Below are 25042 nucleotides of genomic sequence, written 5' to 3'. Positions count from 1 at the left end.
CGTGCCCTTCCTCAGACGCCGCGTGCTGTGCCGCTTGCGGAGCGCCCGGCTGCTGCCGGGCAGGCCCGCAACACCCTCGCCTCATTCATCCCCCGGCGCATGCCGCGCGCCGATGACCCGTTCGCGCGGCCACCACTCGGGATGCTCTTCGCGCACGAAGGTCAGGAGCTTCTCGCGCAATTGCATCTCGACCTCCCAGCCGGTCGAAGGATCGGGGGTCATGACGTAGCAGGTGATCTCCTGCCCCTGTTCGGTATGCGCGGTCACGAAGCACGACAGCTTGTGCGGCTCGATCACGCCCTCCTGCTTTTCGGCCAGTTCCTCGAAGGTCTCGCGCAGGGCGTCGATGTCGGCGGAATGGTCCAGCCAGAGCTTCACCGTGCGCATCATCCGCGCATCCTTGACCGACCAGTTCTCGAAGGGTTTCGAGACGAAGTACTTCACCGGCACGATGATCCGCCGCTCGTCCCAGGTGCGCAGGCGCATGAAGGTGTAGAAGATGCTCTCGACATAGGCCCAGTCGCCCTCGAACTCGACGCTGTCACCGATGCGCACCGGCTTGGCCAGGGCGATCTGCAGCGAGGCGAGGATATTGCCCAGCACCGCCTGACCGGCGATGCCCAGCAGAACGGTCATCACCCCGGCCGAGGCCAGCAGCGTGATGCCGAGCGATTCGAAGAGGTTCAGCTGGACCAGCACGAAGATGATCGCGAAGCCCACCATGAACAGCACGATCACCCGCCGCAGCGCATAGATCGAGGTATAGAGCTCGCGCTTGTCGAGACCGCGGGCATCGTCGATCTCGCCGACGTAGCGCGCGGTGATCCGGTCGAGCACGGCGTCGATCACTCGCAGGATGGCGATGCCCACCGCCGTGGTCATGATCACCACCAGTATCGGCTGCACCACCGCCGTCACCGGCCCCGAGAAGGACACCGCCAGCCGCAGCACCCCCTGCGCCACCAAAGCCACGACAAAAAGCGCCAGTGGGAAGCTGGCGCGCTCGCAGGCGTTCTTGAGAAACAGCCGGTCGAAACGCCGTGACGCTGCGTCCAGCGCCGACTTCACCGCCCAGCCGAGGGCGATCAGCGAAAACAGCAGAAGCGGCAGGCCGATCCACTCCCAGATCCGCAAGCCGCCGACCTCGTGTTGCAGGCTTTTGGGGATGTAACGCTCAAACGCTCGCGGTCCGTAGGCGTCATGCAGGGTCGGTACGTCGGCCACGGTCTGGGGCGTGAACAGCCAGACCGGCTCTTCCAGGCCGGGGGTCTTGTAGCGCGCGAGCCTGATCTCGTAGGCGCGGCCGTTCAGCTGGAACAGCTTGATGCCAAGATCGCGGCGCACCTGGCCTGCCTGGGGGTTGTTGGAACTGCCGTCCTCGACCAGCGCATCGGGCCGCGCCGGCAGGTCTGACCAGTCGATCCAGACCCGGCGGTCGATCACCTGATAGAGCTGGCGGGCATAGATCTCGGCGACCTTTGCCTGTTCCGCCGGGTCCATGTCATTGAAATTCAACAGGTGTTGCGCGGCGTCGAATCGCCCGGCATCGGACAGCTCGACAAAGGCCCGCATCGCCGAACGCGGCGTCGAGCGGTTCAGCCCCTCGGGCGCGGTCTCCAGGCCGCTGTTGAGCGCCTCGACCTCGTACCAGGACTGGCTTTCCTTTTCCTGGGCCACAAGGGCGGGCGCCAGCCCGATCAGGACTGCGAGGAGGAAAAGCCGGATGCGGTGAATCATACCACCAAACGCCGGCTTGCCAGGTTGGTTCCATGGCAGGGCGGAATCGCTGCGCCAATCAGGGAAATCCTGTCGCGCGGCATCTTCTGCCAGTCTTTTGGTGCAGTGGTGAGCCGTGCAGGATTCGAACCTGCGACCCACTGATTAAAAGTCAGTTGCTCTACCAACTGAGCTAACGGCCCACTGTGTGGGCGGCTTCTAGAAACTGCGGCGGTTAGGGTCAACCCCGAAAACGCGAAAAAGTGCGAGGCTCTGGAATAAGTTCTGACAGAGGCGTATATGCGCGCCCATGAACACATCGGATCACACACCTCGGACCTTCATGAAGATGCACGGACTCGGCAACGATTTCGTCGTGCTTGATGGCCGTGACCGCGCGCTCGAGATGACACCGGCGCTGGCGCTTGCGCTGGCCGACCGGAGGCGCGGCGTGGGCTTTGACCAACTGGCGGTTGTCGTGCCGGGTGAAGGCGTGGATGCCGAGCTGGTGTTTTACAACGCCGATGGCTCGGTCTCCGCCGCCTGTGGCAATGCGACCCGCTGCATCGCCCGTCACCTGATGGACGAGACCGGCGCCACGACGCTGCGCTTGCGCGCCGGGACCCGGGTGCTCGAGGCGCGGGATGCGGGGCAGGGGCTGACCTCGGTCAACATGGGCCCGCCCGAGACCGAGTGGCAGGGCGTGCCTCTGGCGCGCGAGATGGACACGCTGGAGCTGCCGATCGCCGGCGGCCCCACCGCCACCGGCATGGGCAACCCGCATTGCACCTTCTTCGTCGCCGACGCGGAAGCGGTCGATCTGGAGACCCGCGGCCCCGAGATCGAGAACCACCCGCTGTTCCCCGAACGCACCAACGTGCAATTCGCCAGCGTGGTCGGTGAAAACACCCTGCGCATGCGGGTCTGGGAGCGGGGCACCGGCGTGACCCTGGCCTCTGGCTCGTCCTCCTGCGCCACCGCAGTGGCGGCGCATCGGCGCGGGTTGACCGGGCCGGAGGTGACGATCCATCTCGACGGCGGGGTGATTCACATCCGCGTTGCCGACGAGGGCGTCTGGATGACCGGGCCGACGGCGCATGTCTTTACCGGCACCCTGACCGATGCCTTCCTGGAGAGCCTGTCATGAGCGCGCCTGTCTTTTCGACCATGGGCTGCCGGCTCAACGCCTACGAGACCGAGGCGATGAAGGAACTGGCAGCTGAGGCCGGCCTCGACGGTGCCGTGGTGGTCAACACCTGCGCGGTCACCGCCGAGGCGGTGCGCAAGGCCCGGCAGGAGATTCGCAAGCTGCGGCGCGAGAACCCGGGTGCCCGGCTGATCGTCACCGGCTGCGCAGCGCAGACCGAGCCCGAGACCTTTGCTGCCATGGACGAGGTCGACCTGGTGGTCGGCAATACCGAAAAGATGCAGCCAGAGACCTGGAAGGGCCTCGCGGCGGATTTCGTCGGCGAGACCGAGAAGGTCAAGGTCGACGACATCATGTCCGTCACCGAGACCGCCGGTCACCTGATCGACGGATTCGGCACCCGCAGCCGCGCCTATGTTCAGGTGCAGAACGGCTGCGACCACCGCTGCACCTTTTGTATCATTCCCTATGGCCGGGGCAATTCCCGCTCGGTGCCCGCCGGCGTGGTGGTCGATCAGATCAAGCGTCTGGTGGATCGCGGCTACAACGAGGTGGTGCTGACCGGGGTCGACCTGACCTCCTGGGGTGCGGACCTGCCGGCGACGCCGCGGTTGGGCGATCTGGTGCGGCGCATCCTGAAACTGGTGCCGGATCTGGCGCGGCTGCGCATCTCCTCGATCGATTCGATCGAGGCCGACCCGGCGCTGATGGAGGCGATTGCCACCGAGCCGCGGCTGATGCCGCATCTGCACCTGTCGCTGCAGGCCGGCGACGACATGATCCTCAAGCGGATGAAGCGCCGCCACCTGCGCGACGATGCCATCGCCTTTTGCGAAGAGGCGCGGCGGCTGCGGCCCGAGATGACCTATGGCGCCGACATCATCGCGGGTTTCCCGACCGAGACCGAGGCGATGTTCGACAATTCCCTCAAACTGGTCGAGGACTGCGACCTGACCTGGCTGCATGTGTTCCCCTACAGCCCGCGTCCCGGCACCCCGGCGGCACGCATGCCGCAGGTCGACGGCAGGGCGATCAAGGAACGGGCCGGGCGGTTGCGCGCGGCCGGTGCGGCGCAGGTCGCGGCGCATCTGGCGGGGCAGCAGGGGCGGGTGCATCACATGTTGATGGAAAACCCGCACATGGGCCGCACCGAGCAGTTTGCCGAAGTGCGCTTTGCCACCGCCCAGCCGGAAGGCCAGATCGTGACCGCAACCATCACCGGCGTCGACGGCCAGCAGCTGGTGGCCTGATGCATCCCAATCCGGCCTTTCGCCGCGAGGACGAGGCGCGCTCTCTGGGGTTTGCCCGCGAGCGCGGCTTTGGCGTGCTGGCGGTGACGGTCGAAGGCGCGCCGCTCCTGTCGCATGTGCCCTTTCTGCTCAATGAGGTGGGGACCGGGGCCGATCTGCACCTCGTGCGCTCCAACCCCATCGCCCGGGCCTGTAACGAGGCACTGCCGGCGCGGATCGCGGTCAGCGGGCCGGACAGCTACATCTCGCCCGACTGGTACGAGACCCCGGACCAGGTGCCGACCTGGAACTACGTCGCGGTGCATCTGACCGGCGTGCTCAAGCCGCTGCCGCAGGAAGAACTCTGGGACCTGCTCGACCGCGAGACCGCCTTTTTCGAGGAGCGCCTGCTGCCCAAGCCGCCCTGGCGGTCGGAAAAGATGTCGCCCGGCGTGATGGACAAGATGATGCGGATGATCCAGCCCTTCCAGCTCGAGATCGCGCAGATCGACGGCACCTGGAAGCTGGGCCAGAACAAGCCAGCGCCGGTGCGCCAGCGCGCCGCCGATGGCGTCGCGGCTTATGGCCAGGGCCAGGAACTGGCGCTGCTTGCCGCGCTCATGCGGGGCGTGGACACCGGCGGATAGGCTGCTAACCTGCCGCTCTTCCCGCAACGAAAGGACAGCGGCATGAAACTTCTGATGGCAGGCCCGTCGCCCTTTGTCCGCAAGGTCATGGTCACCCTGCACGAGACCGACCAGGTCAACGCGGTCGAATACGAAACCGTCGTCGCCTCGCCGACCGGTCCCTCGCCAGAGCTGATCGCGGCCAACCCGGTGGGCAAGATCCCGGCGCTGATCCGGCCGGATGCGCCGACGATCTACGACAGCCGGGTGATCTGCCGCTTTCTCGACGCCCGCGTCGGCGGTGGGCTGTATCCCGAACGGCGCCAATGGGATACCCTGACGCTCGAGGCGACGGCAGACGGCATGATGGATGCCGCGGTGCTGATGGTCTACGAGGCGCGGTTTCGTCCCGAGGAAAAGCAGTCGGCCGAATGGGTCGAGGCGCAATGGGCCAAGATCGACCGCGCGGTCTCGGCGCTCAACACCCGCTGGATCAGCCACCTGCGCGGACCGCTCGACATCGGCCAGATCGCGGTGGGCTGTGCGCTGTCCTACCTCGATTTCCGCCATGCCGCCCGCGCCTGGCGCACCGGCAACCCGGCGCTGGCCGAGTGGTACGCCGAATTTGCCGAACGCCCCTCGATGGTGGCCACGGCGCCCAAGGACTGACGTTGCGACCTGACCCCGGACGACACGGGCGAAGGGGATTCGCCCGAGTCGCCCGGGCCCCGGGATCCGCCCCCAAGCATTTCGCCGAATTGGCGAAATCGTCGCTGCACGCCGCCCCATGGGCCGTCAAGCCGCGATTTCAATGTTTTTTTGGCGCGACAATAGGGCGCGATCGCCCCTGCGCGCTTTTGAACGCTGGACGCCATTTTGAGGCTTGGTTACATACCGCTCCAGTAAGCTGCATTCGGTCACGCGTGCGGCCCTCGAATTTATAGCCAGTCATCTGGCGCTGAAATGGAGATCACTCGTGTCCCACGCAGACGATCACGAAGGCACCCGCAGAGATTTTCTGTACTACGCCACCGCCGGCGCGGGCGCCGTTGCGACCGGTGCAGCGGTCTGGCCGCTCGTCAACCAAATGAACCCCTCCGCCGACGTGCGCGCGCTCAGCTCGATCCGGGTCGATGTCTCCGGCGTCGAACCGGGCACGCAGCTGACGGTGAAATGGCTGGGCAAGCCGGTCTTCATCCGCCGCCGCACCGAGGGCGAGATCGAGGAAGGCCGCGCGGTTGACCTGGGCGATCTGATCGACCCGATCGCGCGCAACCCCAACATTTCGGGCGATACCGCGGCGACCGACGAGAACCGCACCCTGGACGAAGCCGGCGAATGGCTGGTCCAGATGGGCGTCTGCACCCACCTCGGCTGCGTGCCGCTGGGCGATGGCGCCGGCGAGTTCGGCGGCTGGTTCTGCCCCTGCCACGGGTCGCACTACGACACCGCGGGCCGCATCCGCAAAGGGCCGGCGCCGGAAAACCTCCATGTGCCGCCCGCCGTCTTCGAAGACGAAACCACATTGCTGCTGGGATAAGGAGCGTAAGAAATGGCTGGTATTCCTCACGACCATTACGAACCGAAGACCGGTGGCGAAAAGTGGCTGCACAAGCGGCTGCCGATCGTTGGTCTGCTGTATGACACGATCATGATCCCCACCCCCAAGAACCTCAACTGGATGTGGATCTGGGGCATCATCCTGACCTTCTGCCTTGCGATGCAGATCGTCACCGGCATCATTCTGGTGATGCACTACACGCCGCATGTCGACCTGGCCTTTGCCTCGATCGAGCACATCATGCGCAACGTGAACGGCGGCCATTTCATCCGCTACCTGCACATGAACGGCGCCTCGCTGTTCTTTGTGGCGGTCTACATGCACATCTTCCGCGGTCTCTACTACGGCTCCTACAAGGCGCCGCGCGAGATCACATGGATCATCGGCATGCTGATTTACCTGGCAATGATGGGCACCGCCTTCATGGGCTACGTTCTGCCCTGGGGTCAGATGTCCTTCTGGGGGGCGACCGTGATCACCGGCCTGTTCGGCGCGATCCCCTTCATCGGCGAGCCGATCCAGACCTGGCTGCTGGGCGGACCGGCGGTGGACAACGCCACGCTGAACCGCTTCTTCTCGCTGCACTACCTGCTGCCCTTCGTGATCGCGGCGCTGGTTGCCGTGCACATCTGGGCCTTCCACACCACCGGCAACAACAACCCCACCGGTGTCGAAGTGCGCCGCACCTCGAAGGCGGAAGCCGAGAAGGACACTGTTCCGTTCTGGCCCTACTTCGTGATGAAGGACCTCTTTGCCCTGGCGGTGATCCTGGTGGTGTTCTTTGCCATCGTCGGTTTCATGCCGAACTACCTCGGCCACCCCGACAACTACATCGAAGCCAACCCGCTGGCGACGCCCGCGCACATCGTGCCGGAATGGTACTTCCTGCCGTTCTACGCCATCCTGCGCGCCTTCACCTCGGAAGTCTGGGTCGTCCAGTTCGCGTCCTTCGTGACCGGCGGCATCGTCGACGCCAAGTTCTTTGGTGTGCTGGCGATGTTCGGGGCGATCGCGGTCATGGCGCTGGCGCCCTGGCTTGACACCTCCTCGGTGCGTTCGGGCCGCTATCGCCCGATGTTCAAGTGGTGGTTCTGGCTGCTGGCGCTCGACTTCATGCTGCTGATGTGGCTTGGCGCCATGCCGGCGGAAGAGCCCTATGCCACCTTCTCGCTGATCGCCTCGGCCTACTGGTTCGCCTACTTCCTGGTGATCCTGCCGCTTCTGGGCGTGATCGAGAAACCGCTGACCCCGCCCGCCACCATCGAAGAAGATTTCGACGCGCATTATGCCCCCAAGACCGGCGGCACCAAGACCGTCGTGTCCCCAGGCGAATAATCGAGAGGCAAAGAGACAGATGAACATCAAGACCCTCACGATCTCTGCCGTCACCGCGCTTGCGCTGACGGCAACCGGGGCCTTCGCCGCCGGTGATGCAGGCCATATCGAGGATGTGGACTTCTCCTTCGAAGGCCCGTTCGGTGCCTTCGACCAGAACCAGCTCCAGCGCGGGTTGCAGGTCTATACCGAGGTCTGCGCCGGCTGCCACGGTCTGCAATACGTGCCGCTGCGGACGCTGGCCGACGAAGGTGGCCCGCATCTGCCGGAAGACCAGGTCCGCGCCTATGCGGCCCAGAACTTCGAGGTGTTCGACGCCGAGCTGGATGATTTCCGCCCGGCCCGGGAGACCGACAACTTCCCGGCCAACACCGCCGCCGGCGCGCCTGACCTGTCGCTGATGGCCAAGGCGCGTGCGGGCTTTCACGGCCCCTACGGCACCGGCATCGCGCAGCTCTTCAAGGGCATGGGCGGCGCCGAGTACATCACCGCGATCCTGACCGGCTATACCGGCGAGGAGAAGACCGAAGCGGGCACGACGCTGTACGAGAACACCGCCTTCCCGGGTGGCTGGATTTCCATGGCGCCGCCGCTCGACGACGGTCTGGTGGAGTTTGCCGACGGTCACGCCAACGACCTACATCACGCAGCCGAGGATGTCTCGGCCTTCCTGATGTGGACGGCTGAGCCCAAGATGATGGCGCGCAAGCAGGCCGGTCTGACCGGGGTGATCTTCCTCGTGCTGCTGTCGGTGCTGCTGTACCTCACCAACAAGCGCATCTGGAAACCGATCAAGTATCGCACCAAGGCGTGAGTTTGCGCTGAAGAGATGTGGAAAGGGCCCTGCTTCGGTGGGCCCTTTTTTTTCGCCGTGCCTGCGCACGTCGACCGACCGGGGGGCTTTGCCCCCCGGACCCCCCAGCGGTATTTGGAAAGAGAAGAAGCAGGGGTTCGGGGCTCAGCTGTCGCCGAGGTAGGCGGTGAGCTGGGCTGTGGGGCTGGCGAAGAACGGGGCCGTGGGCTGTGGTTGGTGCAGGGTACCCTGTGAGACCAGGGCGACCTCGTCTGCGACGCGGCGGGCGTCTTCCGGTGCGTGGCTGACCATCAGGGCCTTGATGCCGCGCTCGGACGCGAGGCGGGCGACGAGGTCGAGCATCTCGGTTCTGAGGGCGGGACCCAGCGCCGAGAAGGGCTCGTCCAGAAGCATCAGCGGGCGGTCCTGCAGGAGGACGCGGGCCAGCGCGGCACGGCCCTGCTGGCCGCCTGAGAGGGCGGCGGGTTTGCGCGGGCCCATGTCCTGCAGGCCGACCTGGGCGAGGGCGGCGTCGATCTGGGCGAGCCGGGCCTTGTCGGGGCGGCGGGTGGTCAGCGCCAGGGCGAGGTTTTCGGTGACGGTGAGATGCGGGAAGAGGTTGTTGTCCTGGAAGAGGATGCTGACCGGGCGTTTGGCGGGGGCGAGATCGGTGATGTCCGCACCGTCCCAGAGGATGCGGCCTGTGGTGGGCGCGAGGAAGCCGGCGATCATGTTGAGCAGGGTGGATTTGCCGGCGCCGGAGGGGCCGATCAGCGCAGTGAAGCCGGCGGTGATCGTCGTGTCGGCGGTGAGGTGGAAATCGTCCTGGTGATAGCCCAGTCGGCGCAGCTCAAGCATTGGTGCGGCCTCCCTTGTCGAAGAGCCAGAACAGCCCGAGGCTGAGCATCAGCAGCAGGAGAGCGGCGCCCTGGGCGGAGTCCATCCGGTAGGCGGCCATCAGGCGGTAGAGTTGCAGTGGCAGGGTGGCGTGTTCGCCATCGGCAAAGAGCGCGATGACGCCCAGATCGCCCATCGACAGCGCGGCGGTGAGACCGGCGGCAAAGCCCAGCGGCCGGCGCAGGCGCGGCAGCAGGACGATGCGCCAGAGGGCTAGGCCGGTGAGCCCGAGGCTGGCGGCGAGGTTGCCGTAGTCAGCGCGGGCGGCGTCGAGCTCGGGGCGCAGAATGCGGATCACGAAGGGCAGGGCCATCAGCGCATTGACCAGCAGGGTGACCGGCAGCGCCGCCTCGGCCGGGCGCATGAAGGGCTGGACGATGAGAAAGAGCCCTGTGCCGAGCACCAGGCCCGAGACCGCGACGCCCAGCAGCCCGGCCAGTTCGCCAGCGCGGGTGGCCAAGGGCAGGGCCAGGGCCAGGGCCAGCGCCGTGGCGCCGAGCGCCACGGTGAGCGAGCGCAGGGCGGCCTGCCAGACTTCGGCGGGCAGGGTCAGGAGGCCGGGCAGGCCGGCGAGGATGATCATCGCCAGCGGCGTCAGCAGGAAGAGCGCGGCGAAGGTGATCCAGAGGGCGTCGGTCAGCCGCGACAGGCGACTGCTGCCGTCCCAGCGGGCCTGCAAGCGGTCGAGGCCGGCGCCAAAGCCGTCAGGTGGCGAGAGCCGGAGCAGGGCCAGCGCCGAGGCGAGACCCAAGGCCAGTTGCAGCAGCGCCAGGGTGGCGGCCTTGGCGAGGTCGAAGTCGAATTTGAAGGCCTGGTAGATCGCCAGTTCCACCGTGGTGGCGCGCGGGCCGCCGCCCAGCGTCAGCGCCACGGCAAAGGAGGTCAGGCAGATCACGAAGATCACCGCAAAGGCGCCGGGCGCGATGCGGCGCAGCATCGGGAGTTCGAGCAGGCGGGTCACCGGCGCGTCCAGAGAGGCGGCAAGGCGGAAGCGTTCGGCGGGGATGGCGAGCCAGCCCTGCAGGATCAGCCGGGTCGCCAGCGGCAGGTTGAAGAAGACATGCGCGAGGATCACGCCGTGATAGCCGTAGATGTCCATGCGCGGCAGGCCGAGGCTGCCGCCGATGCGGTTGACGAGGCCGTTGCCGCCAAAGACGGCCAGCAGGCCCAGCACCGCGACGATCACCGGCAGGATAAAGGGGGCGCCCATCAGCGCGATCAGCAGACCACGGCCGGGAAAGCTCTGACGCGACAGGGCGCGGGCCACCGGGATTGCCAGGGCGACGCTCAGGGCCGCCGAGACCGCGGCCTGCCAGAGGGTGAACCAGAGCGCATCGTACTCCGCCGGGCCCAGAGCGCCGAGACCCCCGGCGCGCCAGATCACCGCCGAGACGGGGCCGATCACCAGGCCCGCCACGATCAGTGCCCAGAGCAGGGGCCAGAGGCGCGGGGCGGCGCTCAGCGGGAGAGCGCGCTGCGCCATGCCTCGATGGCCGTGTCGCGCAGGGCGGCGGCCTCGTCCTCGGTGTAGAACAGCACCTTTTCCGGCGTCGGCAGTTCGCGGAAGCCCTCGGGCCATTTCTCGCGCGGGAGGGCGGCGGGGAAGGACCAGTTGGTGGTCGGGATCATGGTCTGGAACTCCTCGGTGAGGATGTAGTCCATGAACTGATCGGCGAGCTCCGGGTTGTCGGTGGTGGCCAGCTTGGCGGCCAGTTCGACCATGAAGTAATGGCCCTCGGGGAAGATCGCGGCTGCCTTGGTCTCGTCGCCCTCGGCGATGATGTGATAGGCGGGCGAGGTGGTGTAGCTCAGCACCATGTCGGCCTCGCCATCGGTGAAGAGACCATAGCTTTCCGACCAGCCCTTGGTGACGGTGACGATCTTGGGCGCGAGCTTGGCCCAGGCTTCCTCGGCGTCGTCGCCGTAGACCGCCTGCACCCAGAGCACCAGCGCCAGGCCCGAGATCGAAGAGCGCGGGTCCTGGATCACCAGCCGCAGGTCGTCGGGCGCGTTCAGCAGCTCGTCAAAGGAGGCGGGGGGCTCGGCCACCTTCTCCTTGTTGTAGATGAAGGCGGTGTGGCCGTAGTTGAACGGCAGGAAGGTGTCATCGTCCCAGTCGACCGGCAGGGTCAGCGCCGAAGTGTCGAGGCCATGGGGCGCAAACAGGCCGCTTTCGCGCGCCTTCTTGGTGATGTCGGTGTTCAGCCCGATCACCACGTCGGCCTCGGTGCGTTCGCCTTCGAGCAGGATGCGCGGCAGCAGCTCGCCGGTCTTGTACTGCAGGTCGCAGTCGCAGCGGGCCTCGAAGCCGGCCTCGATGCCGGGACCGGGCCCCCATTCGGAATTGAAGTAATCGCCTGCGTAGACGGTGAGCACGGGGGTCTCGGCCGCCGCCATGGTGGCGGTGGTTGCGATCAGCCCGAGAGCGAGGGTGCGTCCCAGCATGGGGGTCTCCACATCTTGGGGCGGAGTGGGGGAGCGCCTTGAGCGGTCGACCTTCCCTCCGCCGGTTCTAGCCGGTTCAGGTTCAACGGGTTCGCAACAGCATCTCAGCCGGTTGTCTGGCGTCGCATCCGGGCGGGAGATGGTGTCCCGCAGCCTGATGAGACGCGCGCCGGCACCCCGAGGTGAGGCCATACCTAGGGCGCGCGCAGGGTTGCTTCAAGCCAATAGTGCTTGAGCGTCGCCGGGCGGGGGCTTAGAGGAAGGGCAAATGGAGGGTCTGACATGAGCTACAATACCTTTGGCCGCATGTTCCGCGTCACCACCTGGGGCGAGAGCCACGGACCAGCACTTGGCGCGACGGTGGACGGCTGCCCTCCGGGGGTGGAGATCGATGCGGCGTTCCTGCAGCAGTGGCTCGACAAGCGCAAACCCGGCCAGAACAAGAACACCACCCAGCGCAAGGAACCTGACGCGGTCGAGATCCTGTCGGGCGTCTTCGAGGGCAAGTCGACCGGCACGCCGATCCAGCTGATGATCCGCAACACCGACCAGCGGTCGAAGGACTATGGCGATATCGTCGAGAAGTTTCGCCCCGGGCATGCCGACATCACCTATTGGCAGAAATACGGTATCCGCGATTATCGCGGCGGTGGCCGGTCCTCGGCCCGCGAGACGGCGGCACGGGTGGCCGCCGGTGGCGTGGCGCGGGCGGTGCTGGCCCATATGCTGCCGGGGCTGAAGATCACCGGCTACATGGTGCAGATGGGCGACAAGCACATCGACCGCGCGCGTTTTGACTGGGAGCAGATCGGTCAGAACGATTTCTGGCTGCCCGATGCCGAGGCGGTGCCGGAGTGGGATGCCTACCTGGGCCATCTGCGCAAGGACGCGCATAATTCGGTCGGCGCGGTGATCGAGGTGGTGGCGCAGGGCGCGCCTGCCGGTCTTGGCGCGCCGGTCTACGGCAAGCTCGACACTGACCTCGCGACGGCGATGATGAGCATCAACGCCGTCAAGGCGGTAGAGATCGGCGATGGCATGGCGACGGCGGCGCTGACCGGGTCCGAGAATGCCGACGAGATCTTCATGGGGCCTGACGGGCCGGTCTATTCATCGAACCATGCCGGCGGCATCCTGGGCGGGATTTCCACCGGTCAGGACATCGTGGTGCGGTTCGCGGTGAAGCCGACCTCGTCGATCCTGACGACCCGCAAGACGATCACCAAGGGCGGCGAGGAGACCGAGATCATCACCAAGGGGCGGCATGATCCCTGCGTCGGTATCCGCGCGGTGCCGGTGGGCGAGGCGATGATGGCCTGTGTTCTACTGGACCATATCCTGATGCACCGTGGGCAGATTGGTGGGGATGTGGGCGAGACCTTGGGGAAGATCGGGTAGTTTGACGATGTGGTGGGCAGGACTGCCCACCTCACGATTTTGCAGCTCGGATCGCTTCTGATGCCGGGCGCGGAACAAGGCCGCAGGCCGCCGCGCATCGCCATGCCGAAGGCATGCCTTCGGCATGACCCGCCCCCCGGCACGGCGATTTGTCTGACGCAAGCGCGTCGATCTGACCTTTTTCGGACTTGGCGGAAATAAAGCGCCAAAGAACCGCTCGAGGAGCGCCGCACCGCGGCCCGACGATGCGCGGCTCGGAGGAGGGCGTAGGGTGGGTTTGCAACCCACCGCACTCCAACGCATGAAAGGTGGGTTGCAAACCCACCCTACTCAGGACACGGCCCGTTCGGCACCTTTCTCGATCGCGGCCCTCAGCTTCTTCTCCAGGGCCGCCTGCTTGGTCGGCGAATGGAACTTCAGCCCGAACATGTCCTTGACGTAGAAGCTGTCCACCACCTGTTCACCATAGGTCGCGATCACCGCCGACGAGATGTAGACGTTGGCATTGGCCAGCGTCCGGGTCAGGTCATAGAGCAGGCCCGGCCGGTCGCGGGTATCGACCTCTATGATCGTGTAGATCTCGGACCCGTCGTTGTCGAAGGTGATATGCGTCGGCACCCGGAAGGCACGCTCGCGCTTCTTGATCTTGTCGCGCGACTTGATTGCCTCGCCGGTCACCACCTCGCCCATCAGCGTCTTGTGGATCATCGACCGCATCCGTGGCAGCTTGGCGGTCTCGTAGGGCGAGCCCTCGGAATCCTGGATCCAGAAGGCTGCGGTGGCAAAGCCGTCCTTGGTGGTGAAGGTCCGCGCATCCACCACGTTGGCCCCCACCAGCGACAGCGCGCCGCACATCCGGCTGAAGATGCCGGGGTGGTCGGCCATGGCAAAGCAGACGCGGGTGGCATCGCGCTCTTCGTCCGGATGGACGTCGATAGCGATGGCATCATCCTCGAGCCCGCGCAGCAGGTTGGCAAAGACCACATGCGCGGTGACATGCAAGCCCTGCCAATAGGGCGGGTAATGCCGCGTCGTCTCGGACTTGACGTCCTTGGCCGGCCAGTCCTGCAGCGCCTCGCGCAGGTGCTTCTTGGCCTCGGCGCCGCGGTTCTCGCGGTTGAGCGCCTCCATGCCGTCCTCGAGCGCCCGCCGGGTCTGGCGATAGAGCGCGCGCAGCAGCGCCGCCTTCCAGTTGTTCCAGGTGCCGGGGCCGACGCCGCGGATGTCGCAGACCGTCAGCACGCAGAGCAGGTTCAGCCGCTCCACCGTCTTTACCGCCTTGGCAAAGTCGCGCACGGTGCGCGGATCGGCGATGTCGCGTTTCTGCGCCATGTCCGACATCAGCAGGTGATAGCGCACCAGCCATTCGACGGTTTCGCTGTCTTTCTTGTTCAGCCCCAGCCGCGGCGCGACGATCCGCGCGATCCGCGCGCCAAGGATCGAATGATCCTCGTCACGGCCCTTGCCGATGTCATGCAGCAGCAGCGCCACGTAGAGCACCCGGCGATCGATCCCGGTCTCGATGATCTCGGTCGAGACCGGCAGCTCTTCGTCCAGCTCGTGGCGCTCGATCTCGGCCAGGTGATGGATCACCTGGATGGTGTGTTCGTCCACCGTGTAGTGGTGGTACATGTTGAACTGCATCATCGCCACGATCGGGGCGAATTCCGGGATGAAGGCCGAGAGCACGCCCAGCTCGTTCATCCGCCGCAGCGCCCGCTCGGGGTTGCCGTGCTTGAGCAGCAGGTCGAGGAACAGCTTGTTGGCCGCCGGATCGCGGCGCATGTCGTCGTCGATCAGCTTGAGGTTGGATTTCACCAGCCGCATCGCATGCGGATGGATCAAGAGGTCAGAGCGCAGGGCCTCTTCGAAAAGCCGCAGCATGTTGAGCTTGTCCGACAGGAACGCCACCTCGTCGGCAATCGCCAGCCGCCCGTGGGTGACGGTATAGCCTTCCTTGACCTTCGGCTTGCGGCTGAAGATCCGCTCCAGCAGGGCCGGGCCCTTGCTGTGATCGGCCTCGAGCGCGGTGAGGAAGATGCGCGTCAGGTCGCCCACCTCGGTGGCATGCAGGAAGAAATCCTGCATGAAATGCTCGACCGCGCGGCGCCCGCCGGTGTCGTGATAGCCCATGGCGGCGGCGACCTCGACCTGCAGGTCGAAGGTCAGCTGCTCCTGCGGCCGGCCAGAGACAAGGTGCAGGTGGCAACGGGTGGCCCAGAGAAAGGTCTCGGCCTTGACGAAGCTGTCGTATTCCTCGGGCTCGAAGACGCCGAGCCGCACCAGATCGCTGGAATGGCCGACGTGGTGGACGTATTTGGCGATCCAGTAAAGCGATTGCAGGTCCCGCAGCCCGCCCTTGCCCTCCTTGACGTTGGGCTCGACCATGTAGCGCTGGCCGCCCTGTTTCTCGTGCCGGGCGTCGCGTTCTTCAAGCTTGGCCTCGATGAACTCGCGCTCGGACCCCTTGAAGAGATCGGCCTCGAGCCGGCGCGACAGGTCCTTGGCCAGCCTCTCGTCACCGGCCAGCAGGCGGTGTTCCAGCAGCGCGGTACGGATGGTGAAATCCTCGCCGCCCAGCCGGAGGCAATCGCGGATCGTGCGCGAGGAATGGCCGACCTTGAGCCGCAGATCCCAGAGGATGTAGAGCATCGACTCGATCACGCTCTCGGCCCAGGAGGTGATCTTGTAAGGCGTCAGGAACAGCAGATCGACGTCGGAATAAGGCGCCATCTCGCCCCGCCCGTAGCCGCCGACGGCGATCAGCGCCAGCCGCTCGCCCTCGGTCGGGTTGGACAGCGGATGCAGCAGCTCGGTCGCGGCGCGCCAGGCGGTCAGCACCAGCTGGTCGGTCAGCCAGGTGTAGCTGCGCTTGGCCGCCTCTGACTCGAGCGGCGTTTCGCGCAGCCTCTCGGCAATCGCCGCCATGCCGGATTTGCGCATCTGCAGCAGCTGGCCGACCAGCTGCTTGCGGAACCCGGCGGGGTCATCCCGGTCGAAGCCGGTCATCAGATCCGCGACCGCGGCGGCATCGAAGATGCGCGCCGCGGGGCAGATCAGCAGGGTCTCGAGACGAGAGGTATCGACCGGTTCAGAAACCGGCGGAACCAAAGCGATTGGGCGCTGGGTCAAGTATCACCACCTTGTTGCCGCGCACGGCGGCCACTGCCAGCGCGCGTTCATTGGTACCATCGGCGCGCAGCCGGAAGACGCCGCCAGAGCCCTGGAAGCCCGCCGTCTGGGTCAAAGCGCCAGCGGTCAGAGCGTCGGATTTGCCGGCACCGACGAGGGCGCCGATGGCAGCGATGCCGTCAAAGGCCAGACCGGCCAGCGGGTGCGGCGCAGAGCCATAGGCGCCCTGGTAGCGGGAGTTGAAGCTGGCGATGCGCGATTGGTCGGGCATGGCGAACCAGCCGCCCTGCAGGCCCGGCAGCGCCAGGGTCTGCGGCGGCACGTCCCAGCGCGCCAGGCCGATGTATTGCGTCGAATCCGGGCCGATGCCGTTTTCCGGCAGCAGCTGCACCAGCAGCGGCAGGGCGCCAGCGGCGTTCGAGGTCAGGAAGACCGTGTCGGACTGCTTGGCGGCGGCGGCAATCCGCGGCATCGCCGCAACCACGCCGGCCTGCGAGAAATCGAAGCCCTCGGAGGACACCACGCGGATGCCGCTCGATCCGGCGGCGGCCTCGATGGCGACCTTGCCGAACTGGCCCTCAACGTTGTTGGGGTGCACGATGGTGACCGATTTCTTGCCCTTGGCGGCGGCATAGCCCATCAGCCGGTTGGCGGTATTGCGGAAGGTCGGCCCGAGGATGAAGACGTTGCCGCCGGCAATTGACGGATTGTTGGAAAAGCTCAGCACGTTGACGTTGTCATCGGCCACTTGGACGCCCACCGCATTGGCGGCCTCGCCAAAGAGCGGCCCGAGGATGATCTTGGCGCCGGCATCGACGGCCTTCTGCGCCTGGGCGGCAGCGGTGGCGGCATTGCCGGCGGTGTCATAGACCCGCAGGTCGATCTTCACCGTGCCGAGATCGGCCACCGCGAGCCGCGCGGCGTTTTCCAGCGAGCGGGCCACGGCGCCGGCACCGGCATCGCTCTTGGGGATCAGCAGGGCAACCGGGACCGGCTGCGAGGTGTCGATGCGCGGGCCGCTGCCGCCACCGCCGCCGGCCAGCCCGCCGATCTGGATGGGGTCACAGGCGGCCAGCGCGACCAGGCCAAGGGCGGCAGCGGCGCTGCGGGCAAGACGGGGCAGGCGCAGCCGCTTGCGGGCGGCAGACAAAACGGCAAACATGGTCTATCTCACTTCGCGGTTGGGTGGCGCGGCGGTGGCCGGGCGGTTCGGCGCGATAATAAACACAGAGCGAGGCGGGTCCAGTGGGGAATGTGACAGAGGGCCAGAAGTGGCAGAGAGACGCCCGCAAGGTGCCGGGCGGGCTGTATTTCGTGGCGGTTCCGATCGGCAATGCGCGCGACATCACGCTGCGGGCGCTCGACCTCCTGGCCGGGGCCGACGTGCTGGCGGCCGAGGACACCCGGGCGCTGCGCCGGCTGATGGAACTGCACGGTGTGCCGCTGAACGGCCGCCAGATCCGCGCCTACCACGAGCACAACGGCGACAAGGTGCGCCCCGGCCTGCTGGCGGCGCTGGAGGAGGGCCAGTCGGTGGCCTATGCGTCTGAGGCCGGCACGCCGCTGATCTCGGACCCGGGCTTCGACCTCGCGCGCGGCGCCGCCGAGGCCGGAGCGCCGGTGACCGCGGCGCCCGGCGCCTCGGCAGTGTTGGCGGCGCTGAACGTCGCGGGCCTGCCCACCGACCGTTTTCTCTTTGCCGGCTTCCTGCCCTCCACGGGCGCGGCGCGGCGCAAGGCGCTGGAAGAGGTCGCCGGCATCGAGGCGACGCTTGTGTTCTACGAATCGCCCCGCCGGGTCAGCGCCATGCTGGGTGATGCCCGCGACATCCTGGGCGCTGACCGCCCCGCCGCCGCCTGCCGCGAGCTGACCAAGAAGTTCGAGGAAGTGGTGCGGGCGCCTCTGGGCACCCTGGCCGACCGCCTGGCCGAAGGCGAGCCGCGCGGCGAATTCGTTGTGGTGATCGGCAAGGGCGAGGCCCAGTCCGAAAGCGCCGAAGACATCGAGACCGCCCTGCGCAAGGCGCTCGAGACCATGTCGGTCCGCGATGCGGCGGATGTGGTGGCCAAGGGGTTTGGTCAGAAGAAACGAATTGTTTACCAAATGGCCCTAGGCTTGGCCAAGGACTGACGACCGGAGGGGCCGGGAATGTCACTGGATATCGGATATGGCGATGTCGGCGCCAGCCGCGCAAGGCGTGGCCAGCGCAACCATCTCGCGGGCAGCAGTGCCGAGGAGGCCGTCGAGCGGCACTACCTTGAGGCAGGCCACGTCGCCCTTGCCCGCCGATGGCGCGGCAAGGGTGGCGAAATCGACCTGGTGTTCGGTGACGGCTTCGGCGGCTTCGTCTTTGTCGAGGTCAAGACGGCGCGCGATTTCGATAGCGCTCTGGCCCGCATCACGCCGCGACAAGTGGCGCGCATCCACCGCGCCGCCGAGGAATTCCTGGCCGATTGCCCCGCCGGGCGCGACAGCGACACCCGTTTCGACGCGGCGCTTGTCGACGGCCGCGGCCGCATCGAAATCATGGAGGGCGCGCTTCTGGGCTATTGATCGGCGGTGCCTGCAGCATTGAACCCACCAGTGGCTTGCGCCATGTAAGGGGCAGACATCAGCAGGGACAGCCCATGAAAATCGCCTTTCAGATGGACCCGATCGGGGCCGTGGACATCAATGCCGACAGCACCTTCCGTCTCGCCGAAGAGGCTCAGGCCCGGGGGCATCAGCTGTTTTACTACCTCCCGGATCAGCTGGCCTATCAAGAAGGCCGGATCACCGCGCGCGGCCATGACCTCAAGGTGCAGCGGGTGCAGGGCGACCATGCCGAGCTTGGCCCCCTGCGCGAGGTCGACCTGGCGGAATTCGACGTCGTCTGGCTGCGCCAGGACCCGCCTTTCGACATGCATTACATCACCCTGACCCATCTGCTCGACCGGCTGAAGGGCAAGGCGCTGGTGGTCAATGATCCCTTCTGGGTGCGCAACTACCCCGAAAAGCTGCTGGTGCTCGACTTCCCGGACCTGACGCCGCCCACCGCCATCGCCCGCGATCTGCAGACCCTGCGCGATTTCCGCGAGCGTCATGGCGATATCATCCTCAAGCCGCTCTACGGCAATGGCGGCGCCGGGGTGTTCAAGCTGGCGCAGGGCGACGGCAACCTCGCCTCGCTGCACGAGCTTTTCGCCAGCTTCTCGCGCGAGCCGCTCATCGTTCAGAAATATCTGCCCGCCGTCAGCAAGGGTGACAAGCGGGTGATCCTTGTCGATGGCGAGCCCGTGGGCGCGATCAACCGCGTGCCGGCCAAGGGCGAAACCCGGTCGAACATGCACGTCGGCGGCCGGCCCGAGAAGGTCGGACTGACCGACCGCGACCGCGAGATCTGCGATCGGATCGGGCCGCTGTTGCGCGAAAAGGGCCAGATCTTTGTCGGCATCGACGTGATCGGCGACTATCTGACCGAGATCAACGTCACCTCGCCCACCGGCATCCAGGAGCTCGAGCGGTTCGACGGCATCAACGTCGCCGAGAAAATTTGGCAGGCGATCGAGGCCAAGCTGGCGTGAGCCTGATCGGCCGCCTGCTCAACCCCTACCTGCGGGTGACCGAGCGGCGCAGGCTGGCCCGCGCAACTGCCCCCGAGACCCTGCGCCGCGCCTTCGAGACCAACGCGCGGCTGCTGTTCTGGCCACCGCGCGGGGCGACATTTGCCGAGCAAGACGTCGCCGGACGGCCCGCCACCTGGGTCGACCGGCAGCGGCCCGGGCCCTTGCTGCTCTATCTGCATGGCGGCGGCTATGTCTTCGGCTCGCCGCGCACCCATCGGGCCATGCTGGCACATCTGGCGCGGCGCAGCGATTGCCCGGCGCTGCTGCCCGATTATCGCAAGGCGCCGGAACATGCCTTTCCCGCCGCCTTCGACGATGCGCTTGGCGCTTATCGCGCGGCGATGGACCATCCCGCCGGCGTGATCCTTGGCGGTGACAGCGCCGGCGGCGGGCTGGCGCTGGCGCTGCTGGCGGAGATTCGGGCTCAGGGGCTGCCCCTGCCGCTGGGTCTTTTTGCCTTTTCGCCGCTGACCGACATGACCTATTCCGGCAACAGCATCCGCACCAATGCCGCGACCGACGTGATCCTGCCCGCCGAGCGCTGTGACGAGATCGCCCAGATGTACCTGCAAGGCGCCGAGGCCGCGGATCGCCGCGCCTCGCCGCTTTTTGCCGATTTTACCGGCGGCCCGCCGGTCTGGCTGACGGCAGGGGACCGCGAGATCCTGCTCGACGACACCCGGCGCATGACAATGAGGCTGCGCGACCAGGGTCTCGATGTGGCCGAGGTCATCCAGCATGACCTGCCGCATGTCTGGCCGATCCTGCACAACCTGCTGCCGGAGGGGCGCGCCACCCTCGACGCCGTGGCGCAGTGGATCAGGCGTCTTTCGCCCCCAGAAGCCGGTAGCTGAGCGCCTCGGCCACGTGCGGCCGGGCAATGCCCTCGGCACCGTCGAGATCGGCAATCGTCCGCGCCACCCGCAGCACCCGGTGATAGCCGCGCGCCGAGAGGCCGAAGCGCTCGGCGGCGGCGAGCAGCAGTGTGCGTCCTTCGGGATCGGGCGTGGCAAAGGCGTCGAGTGCCTTGCCGGCGATGTCGGCATTGACGCGGGTGTCGGCGATCTCGGCATACCGGGTGGTCTGCAGATCGCGGGCGGCGGCCACGCGGGCAGCGACTTCGGCAGAGCTTTCGCCGCTTTCGGGCAGGTCGAGATCGGCGAAAGACACCGGCGGCACGTCGACGCGCAGGTCGAAGCGGTCCATCAGCGGGCCGGAGATACGCCCCATGTAGTCCTCGCCGCATTGCGGCACCCGGGCGCAGGCGCGGGCGGGATCGGGCAGGTAGCCGCATTTGCAGGGGTTGGCCGCCGCCACCAGCATGAAGCGGCAGGGGTATTTCACATGGGCATTGGCGCGGGCGACCATGACTTCGCCGGTCTCGATCGGTTGCCGCAGGGTCTCCAGAACCGTGCGGGGGAACTCCGGGAATTCGTCCATGAAGAGCACGCCGTTGTGCGCCAGGCTGATCTCGCCGGGCTTGGCGCCGCGCCCGCCGCCGACGATGGCCGCCATCGAGGCGGTGTGGTGCGGCTCGCGGAAGGGGCGCGCGCGCGAGATGCCGCCTTCGTCGAGCAGCCCCGCGAGCGAGTGGATCATCGAGGTCTCCAGCGCCTCGGCGGCGGAGAGATCGGGCAGGATGCCGGGCAGGCGGGCGGCGAGCATGGATTTGCCGGAGCCGGGGGTGCCCACCATCAGCAGGTGATGACGCCCGGCGGCGGCAATTTCCAGCGCCCGCTTGGCGCGTTCCTGACCGCGCACGTCGCGCAGGTCCTGGCCACCGGGCGCCGGGCAGACCTCGCCCGGTTCGGCCGGCGGCAGCGGTGACTGGCCGGTGAAATGGCGCACCACGTCCGACAGGGTGGCCGCGCCGATGACCTGCGTCGCGCCGACCCAGGCGGCCTCGGGGCCAGAAGCCCTGGGGCAGAGCAGGGCACGGTCGTCCTCGGCGGCAGCCATGGCGGCGGGCAGCGCGCCGATCACCGGCACCAGCCCGCCGTCAAGCGACAGCTCCCCCAAAGCCACGATGCCGGCGACCGCATCTTCGGGGATGATCTCGAGCGCGGCGAGCAGGCCCAGCGCGATCGGCAGGTCGAAATGCGAGCCTTCCTTGGGCAGGTCGGCGGGCGAGAGGTTGACCGTGATCCGCTTCGACGGCAGCGCGATCGACATCGACGACAGCGCCGTGCGCACCCGGTCGCGCGCCTCTGACACCGCCTTGTCCGGCAGGCCGACGATGGAAAACGCCGGCACGCCGGCGGTGACGGCGCATTGCACCTCGACCGGGCGGGCGGTCACGCCTTCGAAGGCCACCGTGTAGGCGCGCGCGACCATCGTTCCTCCCTCGCTCCTTTTCGTTAACCAACTTGGCGCCCGAAGGGTTGAGGAAGGGTTAATGGCCGGCCGGGAAGGTTACTGCGCGGCCTCAACCATGGCGACAAAGGCGGGCCATGTGGTGGAATCGGCGACGGTCTTGTCGCGGCAGAAGGCGTTGCAGAACCCCCAAGTGCGGTCGCGGAAGGTGAGGTAGTGGGTTACCGGGCTGCCGGAGTAGGGGCAGGTCGCGTTGACCGAGGGGCCGGTTTCGGCGGCCACGGCGGGTTCGGGGGCCGGTCCGGGCCAGGGCGTGGTGGCGTAATCCTTGGCGTAGCGTTCCAACGTCGCGCCGCGCGCCAGACCCATGGCACGGAAGCGGCGGAAGGCCGGGTCGGCGAGGTGACGGGCGACATAGCCGGCCGCCTGTTCGCCCACGGGCAGGCCGTAGCCGGCGATGCGGGCGGCGACCGGGGCGTAAAAGGCATCAGCCACGGAATAAGCGCCGCAGAGCCAGGGGCCGTCGGATTGGGCCAAGGCAAAGGCCCAAAGCTCCTCGATCCGCGCCAGGTCCTCGGCCAGCGTCTCGGGCACCGGCACGTCCTGATAGGCCAATCGCAGGTTCATCGGGCAGAGATTGCGCAGGGTGGCAAAGCCCGAGTGCATCTCGGCCGCCAGAGAGCGGGCGGTGGCGCGCAGCGCGGGGTCCTCGGGCCAGAGACCGGCCTCGGGGTGGCGGCTTGCCAGTTCCTCGGCCAGCGCCAGCGAATCCCAGGCCAGACCGCCGCCGGAGAGCTCGGCACAGGGCACGGTGCGGGCCGGCGGCAGGGCAAGTTGCGCGGCCACGCTGTCGGACCGGTTGAAATCGACCACATTGACATCGCAAGCGATGCCGAAGCGGCGGTACAGCAGCCAGCCGCGCAGCGACCAGCTGGAATAGGCGTAATCGCCGATATGAAGTTTGTCTGTCATGTGAGGAGGTTAGCCGGGCCCTCTCAAGGGGTCCAACGACGTTTTGTGGCCGACCCCATCACCAGGTGTGAACGCCCGACAAATCGACCTGCCTAGGGCGGCGCGCGAAGATTTCGAACCTTTTTGCAAGAAAATTTGGTCTGTGACGGAACCGGATCCGTACATTTGGTGTTCGAAACCTGACAACGACGGAATTGTGGGGATAGAAAATGGCACTCGACGCATTGGATGACAGAACACTGTCCCGCGCGGCCATGAAAGCCGAATTGCTGGACGCCGAGACGGAATTGAGGCTTGCTTACGCCTGGCGCGACGAACGCGACGAAGTGGCCCTGCACCGGTTGATCACCGCCTACATGCGGCTGGCGATTTCCATGGCGTCCAAGTTCCGTCGCTACGGCGCGCCGATGAACGATCTGATCCAGGAAGCCGGCCTCGGGCTGATGAAGGCGGCCGACAAGTTCGACCCCGATCGTGGCGTGCGCTTTTCAACTTACGCGGTGTGGTGGATCAAGGCGTCGATCCAGGATTACGTGATGCGCAACTGGTCGATGGTGCGCACCGGCTCGACCTCGTCCCAGAAATCCCTGTTCTTCAACCTGCGCCGCGTCCAGGCCCGCATCGAGCGCGAAATTGCCGCCGAGGGCGGCGAGCTTGATCGCAACCAGATGCGCCACAAGATCGCCACCGAGATCGGCGTGCCGCTGGCGGATGTGGAGATGATGGAGGGCCGGCTGTCGGGCTCGGACTTCTCGCTCAACGCCACGCAATCGACCGAGGACGAAGGCCGCGAATGGATCGACACCATCGAGGATGATGGTCCCCAAGCCGCCGAGCGGGTCGAGCTGGAGCATGATCTGGCGCAGCTGCGGCAGTGGCTGGTGGCGGCGATGGGCGATCTGAACGAACGCGAGCGTTTCATCGTTCAGGAGCGCAAGCTGCGCGACAAGCCGCGCACGTTGGAAAGCCTGGGCAACGAGCTGAACCTGTCGAAGGAGCGCGTGCGCCAGCTGGAAGCGGCGGCGTTTCAGAAGATGCGCAAGTCGCTTGAAGGACAGAGCAAGGAAGTCCAAGACTTCCTCACATGAGGGCTCTGATCGGTTTATTGTTGGTGAGTTTGACCCCGGTTGCCTTGGCGGCCGGGGTTTTTGACGTGTTTGTGCTGGGCGAGGTGCATGACAACCCCGCGCATCACGCCGAACAGGCGCGGCGGGTGGCCGAGATCGCGCCGGAAGCGCTGGTCTTCGAGATGCTGACCGAGGATCAGGCGGCACGGGTCACGCCGGAACTGCGCGATGACGCCGAGGTGTTGGAGACGGCGCTGGGTTGGGCTGAGAGCGGCTGGCCTGATTTTGCGATGTATTACCCGATCTTTGCCGCCGCTCCGCAAGCGCGGATATATGGTGCGGCGGTGCCGCGAGAGGCGGCCCAGGCGGCGATGCGCGATGGGCATGAGGTGGCCTTCGGGCCAGATGCAGGACGCTATGGTTTGACGGAGGCGCTGTCTGCGGAGGAGCAGGCGCAGCGCGAGGCGCTGCAGCAGGTGGCGCATTGCGACGCCTTGCCGGAAGAGATGCTGCCGATGATGGTTTCGGTGCAAAGGCTGCGCGATGCGGCGCTGGCGCGGGCGGTCGTGCAGGCGCTGGACCAGACCGGCGGGCCGGTAGCGGTGATCACCGGCAACGGCCATGCGCGGCGCGACTGGGGTCTGCCGAAGGTGCTGGAGCGTGTGGCGCCGGAGGCACGGGTCTTTGTCCTGATGCAGGGCGAAGGCGATGTGGTGCCCGAAGGCGGCCATGACGAGGTGGTTTTCGCTCCGCCAGTCGAGCGCGACGATCCCTGTGCGACCTTCCGGTAGCGCGGCTCTTCCGCC

General features: G+C 66.8%; 22 protein-coding genes, 1 tRNA gene and 1 riboswitch. Of the genes, 14 read left to right on the top strand and 9 right to left on the bottom strand.

The window, feature by feature from the left end; all coding sequences use genetic code 11:
- Positions 1–81: 81 nt before the first annotated feature.
- Both ACN0SE_RS09765 and ACN0SE_RS09760 read right to left on the bottom strand, forming a co-directional pair.
- On the bottom strand, positions 82–1737 hold the full coding sequence (locus ACN0SE_RS09765) for a mechanosensitive ion channel family protein (RefSeq protein ID WP_417524324.1): 1656 nt from the start codon (positions 1735–1737) through the stop codon (positions 82–84).
- 106 nt (positions 1738–1843) lie between these two features.
- A tRNA-Lys gene (locus ACN0SE_RS09760) sits at positions 1844–1919 on the bottom strand.
- A 107-nt stretch (positions 1920–2026) separates the two neighbouring features.
- Between ACN0SE_RS09760 and dapF the strand changes: the two genes are divergently transcribed.
- From dapF to ACN0SE_RS09725, 7 genes are all read left to right on the top strand, one after another.
- Positions 2027–2863, top strand: a complete 837-nt coding sequence (gene dapF, locus ACN0SE_RS09755) for a diaminopimelate epimerase (RefSeq protein ID WP_417524323.1) — start codon at positions 2027–2029, stop codon at positions 2861–2863.
- Entirely contained in the window at positions 2860–4113 is a 1254-nt protein-coding gene (gene mtaB, locus ACN0SE_RS09750; RefSeq protein ID WP_417524322.1) for a tRNA (N(6)-L-threonylcarbamoyladenosine(37)-C(2))-methylthiotransferase MtaB, read from the top strand. Before dapF ends, mtaB begins: the two co-directional genes overlap by 4 nt.
- Positions 4113–4739, top strand: coding sequence for an FMN-binding negative transcriptional regulator (locus tag ACN0SE_RS09745; RefSeq protein ID WP_417524321.1), 627 nt, complete (start codon positions 4113–4115; stop codon positions 4737–4739). The genes mtaB and ACN0SE_RS09745 overlap by 1 nt, the downstream gene beginning before the upstream one ends.
- A 42-nt stretch (positions 4740–4781) precedes the next feature.
- Entirely contained in the window at positions 4782–5387 is a 606-nt protein-coding gene (locus ACN0SE_RS09740) for a glutathione S-transferase (RefSeq protein WP_417524320.1), read from the top strand.
- 307 nt (positions 5388–5694) lie between these two features.
- On the top strand, positions 5695–6258 hold the full coding sequence (petA, locus tag ACN0SE_RS09735) for a ubiquinol-cytochrome c reductase iron-sulfur subunit (protein ID WP_417524319.1): 564 nt from the start codon (positions 5695–5697) through the stop codon (positions 6256–6258).
- Positions 6259–6270: 12 nt separating this feature from the next.
- A complete protein-coding gene (petB, locus tag ACN0SE_RS09730) occupies positions 6271–7614 on the top strand; it encodes a cytochrome b (RefSeq protein WP_417524318.1) in 1344 nt (447 codons plus the stop codon).
- 19 nt (positions 7615–7633) lie between these two features.
- Complete coding sequence (locus ACN0SE_RS09725; protein WP_417524317.1) at positions 7634–8428, top strand: cytochrome c1; 795 nt, start codon at positions 7634–7636, stop codon at positions 8426–8428.
- A 144-nt stretch (positions 8429–8572) separates the two neighbouring features.
- On the opposite strand, the gene ACN0SE_RS09720 is transcribed toward ACN0SE_RS09725, so the two are convergent.
- Genes ACN0SE_RS09720 through thiB form a run of 3 tightly spaced genes read right to left on the bottom strand, consistent with a single transcriptional unit; the run spans position 8573 to position 11749 of the window.
- Positions 8573–9265, bottom strand: a complete 693-nt coding sequence (locus ACN0SE_RS09720; RefSeq protein ID WP_417524316.1) for an ATP-binding cassette domain-containing protein — start codon at positions 9263–9265, stop codon at positions 8573–8575.
- Entirely contained in the window at positions 9258–10787 is a 1530-nt protein-coding gene (locus tag ACN0SE_RS09715; RefSeq protein ID WP_417524315.1) for a thiamine/thiamine pyrophosphate ABC transporter permease ThiP, read from the bottom strand. The genes ACN0SE_RS09720 and ACN0SE_RS09715 overlap by 8 nt, the downstream gene beginning before the upstream one ends.
- A complete protein-coding gene (thiB, locus tag ACN0SE_RS09710) occupies positions 10763–11749 on the bottom strand; it encodes a thiamine ABC transporter substrate binding subunit (RefSeq protein WP_417524314.1) in 987 nt (328 codons plus the stop codon). The genes ACN0SE_RS09715 and thiB overlap by 25 nt, the downstream gene beginning before the upstream one ends.
- 36 nt (positions 11750–11785) lie before the next feature.
- A riboswitch (TPP riboswitch) is annotated at positions 11786–11939 on the bottom strand.
- A gap of 92 nt (positions 11940–12031) precedes the next feature.
- Here thiB and aroC point away from each other — a divergent pair.
- Entirely contained in the window at positions 12032–13147 is a 1116-nt protein-coding gene (gene aroC, locus ACN0SE_RS09705) for a chorismate synthase (protein ID WP_417524313.1), read from the top strand.
- A gap of 330 nt (positions 13148–13477) precedes the next feature.
- Here the strand turns inward: aroC and ACN0SE_RS09700 are convergent, their stop codons facing one another.
- Together ACN0SE_RS09700 and ACN0SE_RS09695 are read right to left on the bottom strand one after the other, a co-directional pair.
- Positions 13478–16279 carry a [protein-PII] uridylyltransferase gene (locus ACN0SE_RS09700; protein WP_417524312.1) on the bottom strand — a complete coding sequence of 934 codons (2802 nt, stop codon included), beginning with the start codon at positions 16277–16279 and terminating at the stop codon, positions 13478–13480.
- Positions 16239–17441: a penicillin-binding protein activator gene (locus ACN0SE_RS09695; protein WP_417524311.1), complete on the bottom strand. Its 1203-nt coding sequence runs from the start codon at positions 17439–17441 to the stop codon at positions 16239–16241. The genes ACN0SE_RS09700 and ACN0SE_RS09695 overlap by 41 nt, the downstream gene beginning before the upstream one ends.
- 92 nt (positions 17442–17533) lie before the next feature.
- On the opposite strand from ACN0SE_RS09695, the gene rsmI reads away from it, so the two are divergent.
- The 4 genes from rsmI (at position 17534) to ACN0SE_RS09675 (ending at position 20738) form a co-directional block, all read left to right on the top strand.
- Entirely contained in the window at positions 17534–18409 is an 876-nt protein-coding gene (rsmI, locus tag ACN0SE_RS09690) for a 16S rRNA (cytidine(1402)-2'-O)-methyltransferase (RefSeq protein ID WP_417524413.1), read from the top strand.
- Positions 18410–18427: 18 nt separating this feature from the next.
- Complete coding sequence (locus tag ACN0SE_RS09685; RefSeq protein ID WP_417524310.1) at positions 18428–18832, top strand: YraN family protein; 405 nt, start codon at positions 18428–18430, stop codon at positions 18830–18832.
- 74 nt (positions 18833–18906) lie between these two features.
- A complete protein-coding gene (gene gshB, locus ACN0SE_RS09680; protein WP_417524309.1) occupies positions 18907–19842 on the top strand; it encodes a glutathione synthase in 936 nt (311 codons plus the stop codon).
- On the top strand, positions 19839–20738 hold the full coding sequence (locus ACN0SE_RS09675) for an alpha/beta hydrolase (protein ID WP_417524308.1): 900 nt from the start codon (positions 19839–19841) through the stop codon (positions 20736–20738). The genes gshB and ACN0SE_RS09675 overlap by 4 nt, the downstream gene beginning before the upstream one ends.
- Here the strand turns inward: ACN0SE_RS09675 and ACN0SE_RS09670 are convergent.
- A complete protein-coding gene (locus ACN0SE_RS09670) occupies positions 20704–22218 on the bottom strand; it encodes a YifB family Mg chelatase-like AAA ATPase (RefSeq protein ID WP_417524307.1) in 1515 nt (504 codons plus the stop codon). The genes ACN0SE_RS09675 and ACN0SE_RS09670 overlap by 35 nt on opposite strands.
- A gap of 78 nt (positions 22219–22296) precedes the next feature.
- Complete coding sequence (locus ACN0SE_RS09665) at positions 22297–23169, bottom strand: glutathione S-transferase (protein WP_417524306.1); 873 nt, start codon at positions 23167–23169, stop codon at positions 22297–22299.
- Between the two features lie 209 nt (positions 23170–23378).
- Between ACN0SE_RS09665 and ACN0SE_RS09660 the strand changes: the two genes are divergently transcribed.
- Positions 23379–24257: an RNA polymerase factor sigma-32 gene (locus ACN0SE_RS09660; RefSeq protein ID WP_417524305.1), complete on the top strand. Its 879-nt coding sequence runs from the start codon at positions 23379–23381 to the stop codon at positions 24255–24257.
- A 65-nt stretch (positions 24258–24322) separates the two neighbouring features.
- On the top strand, positions 24323–25027 hold the full coding sequence (locus ACN0SE_RS09655; protein WP_417524304.1) for a ChaN family lipoprotein: 705 nt from the start codon (positions 24323–24325) through the stop codon (positions 25025–25027).
- Positions 25028–25042: the final 15 nt, after the last annotated feature.

Origin of the sequence: Marinovum sp. (genome assembly GCF_048263515.1) — a bacterium.
Lineage (GTDB): Bacteria > Pseudomonadota > Alphaproteobacteria > Rhodobacterales > Rhodobacteraceae > Marinovum.
The sequence above is the reverse complement of the archived record's forward strand: the minus strand, read 5'-3'. Positions and strand labels throughout refer to the sequence as shown.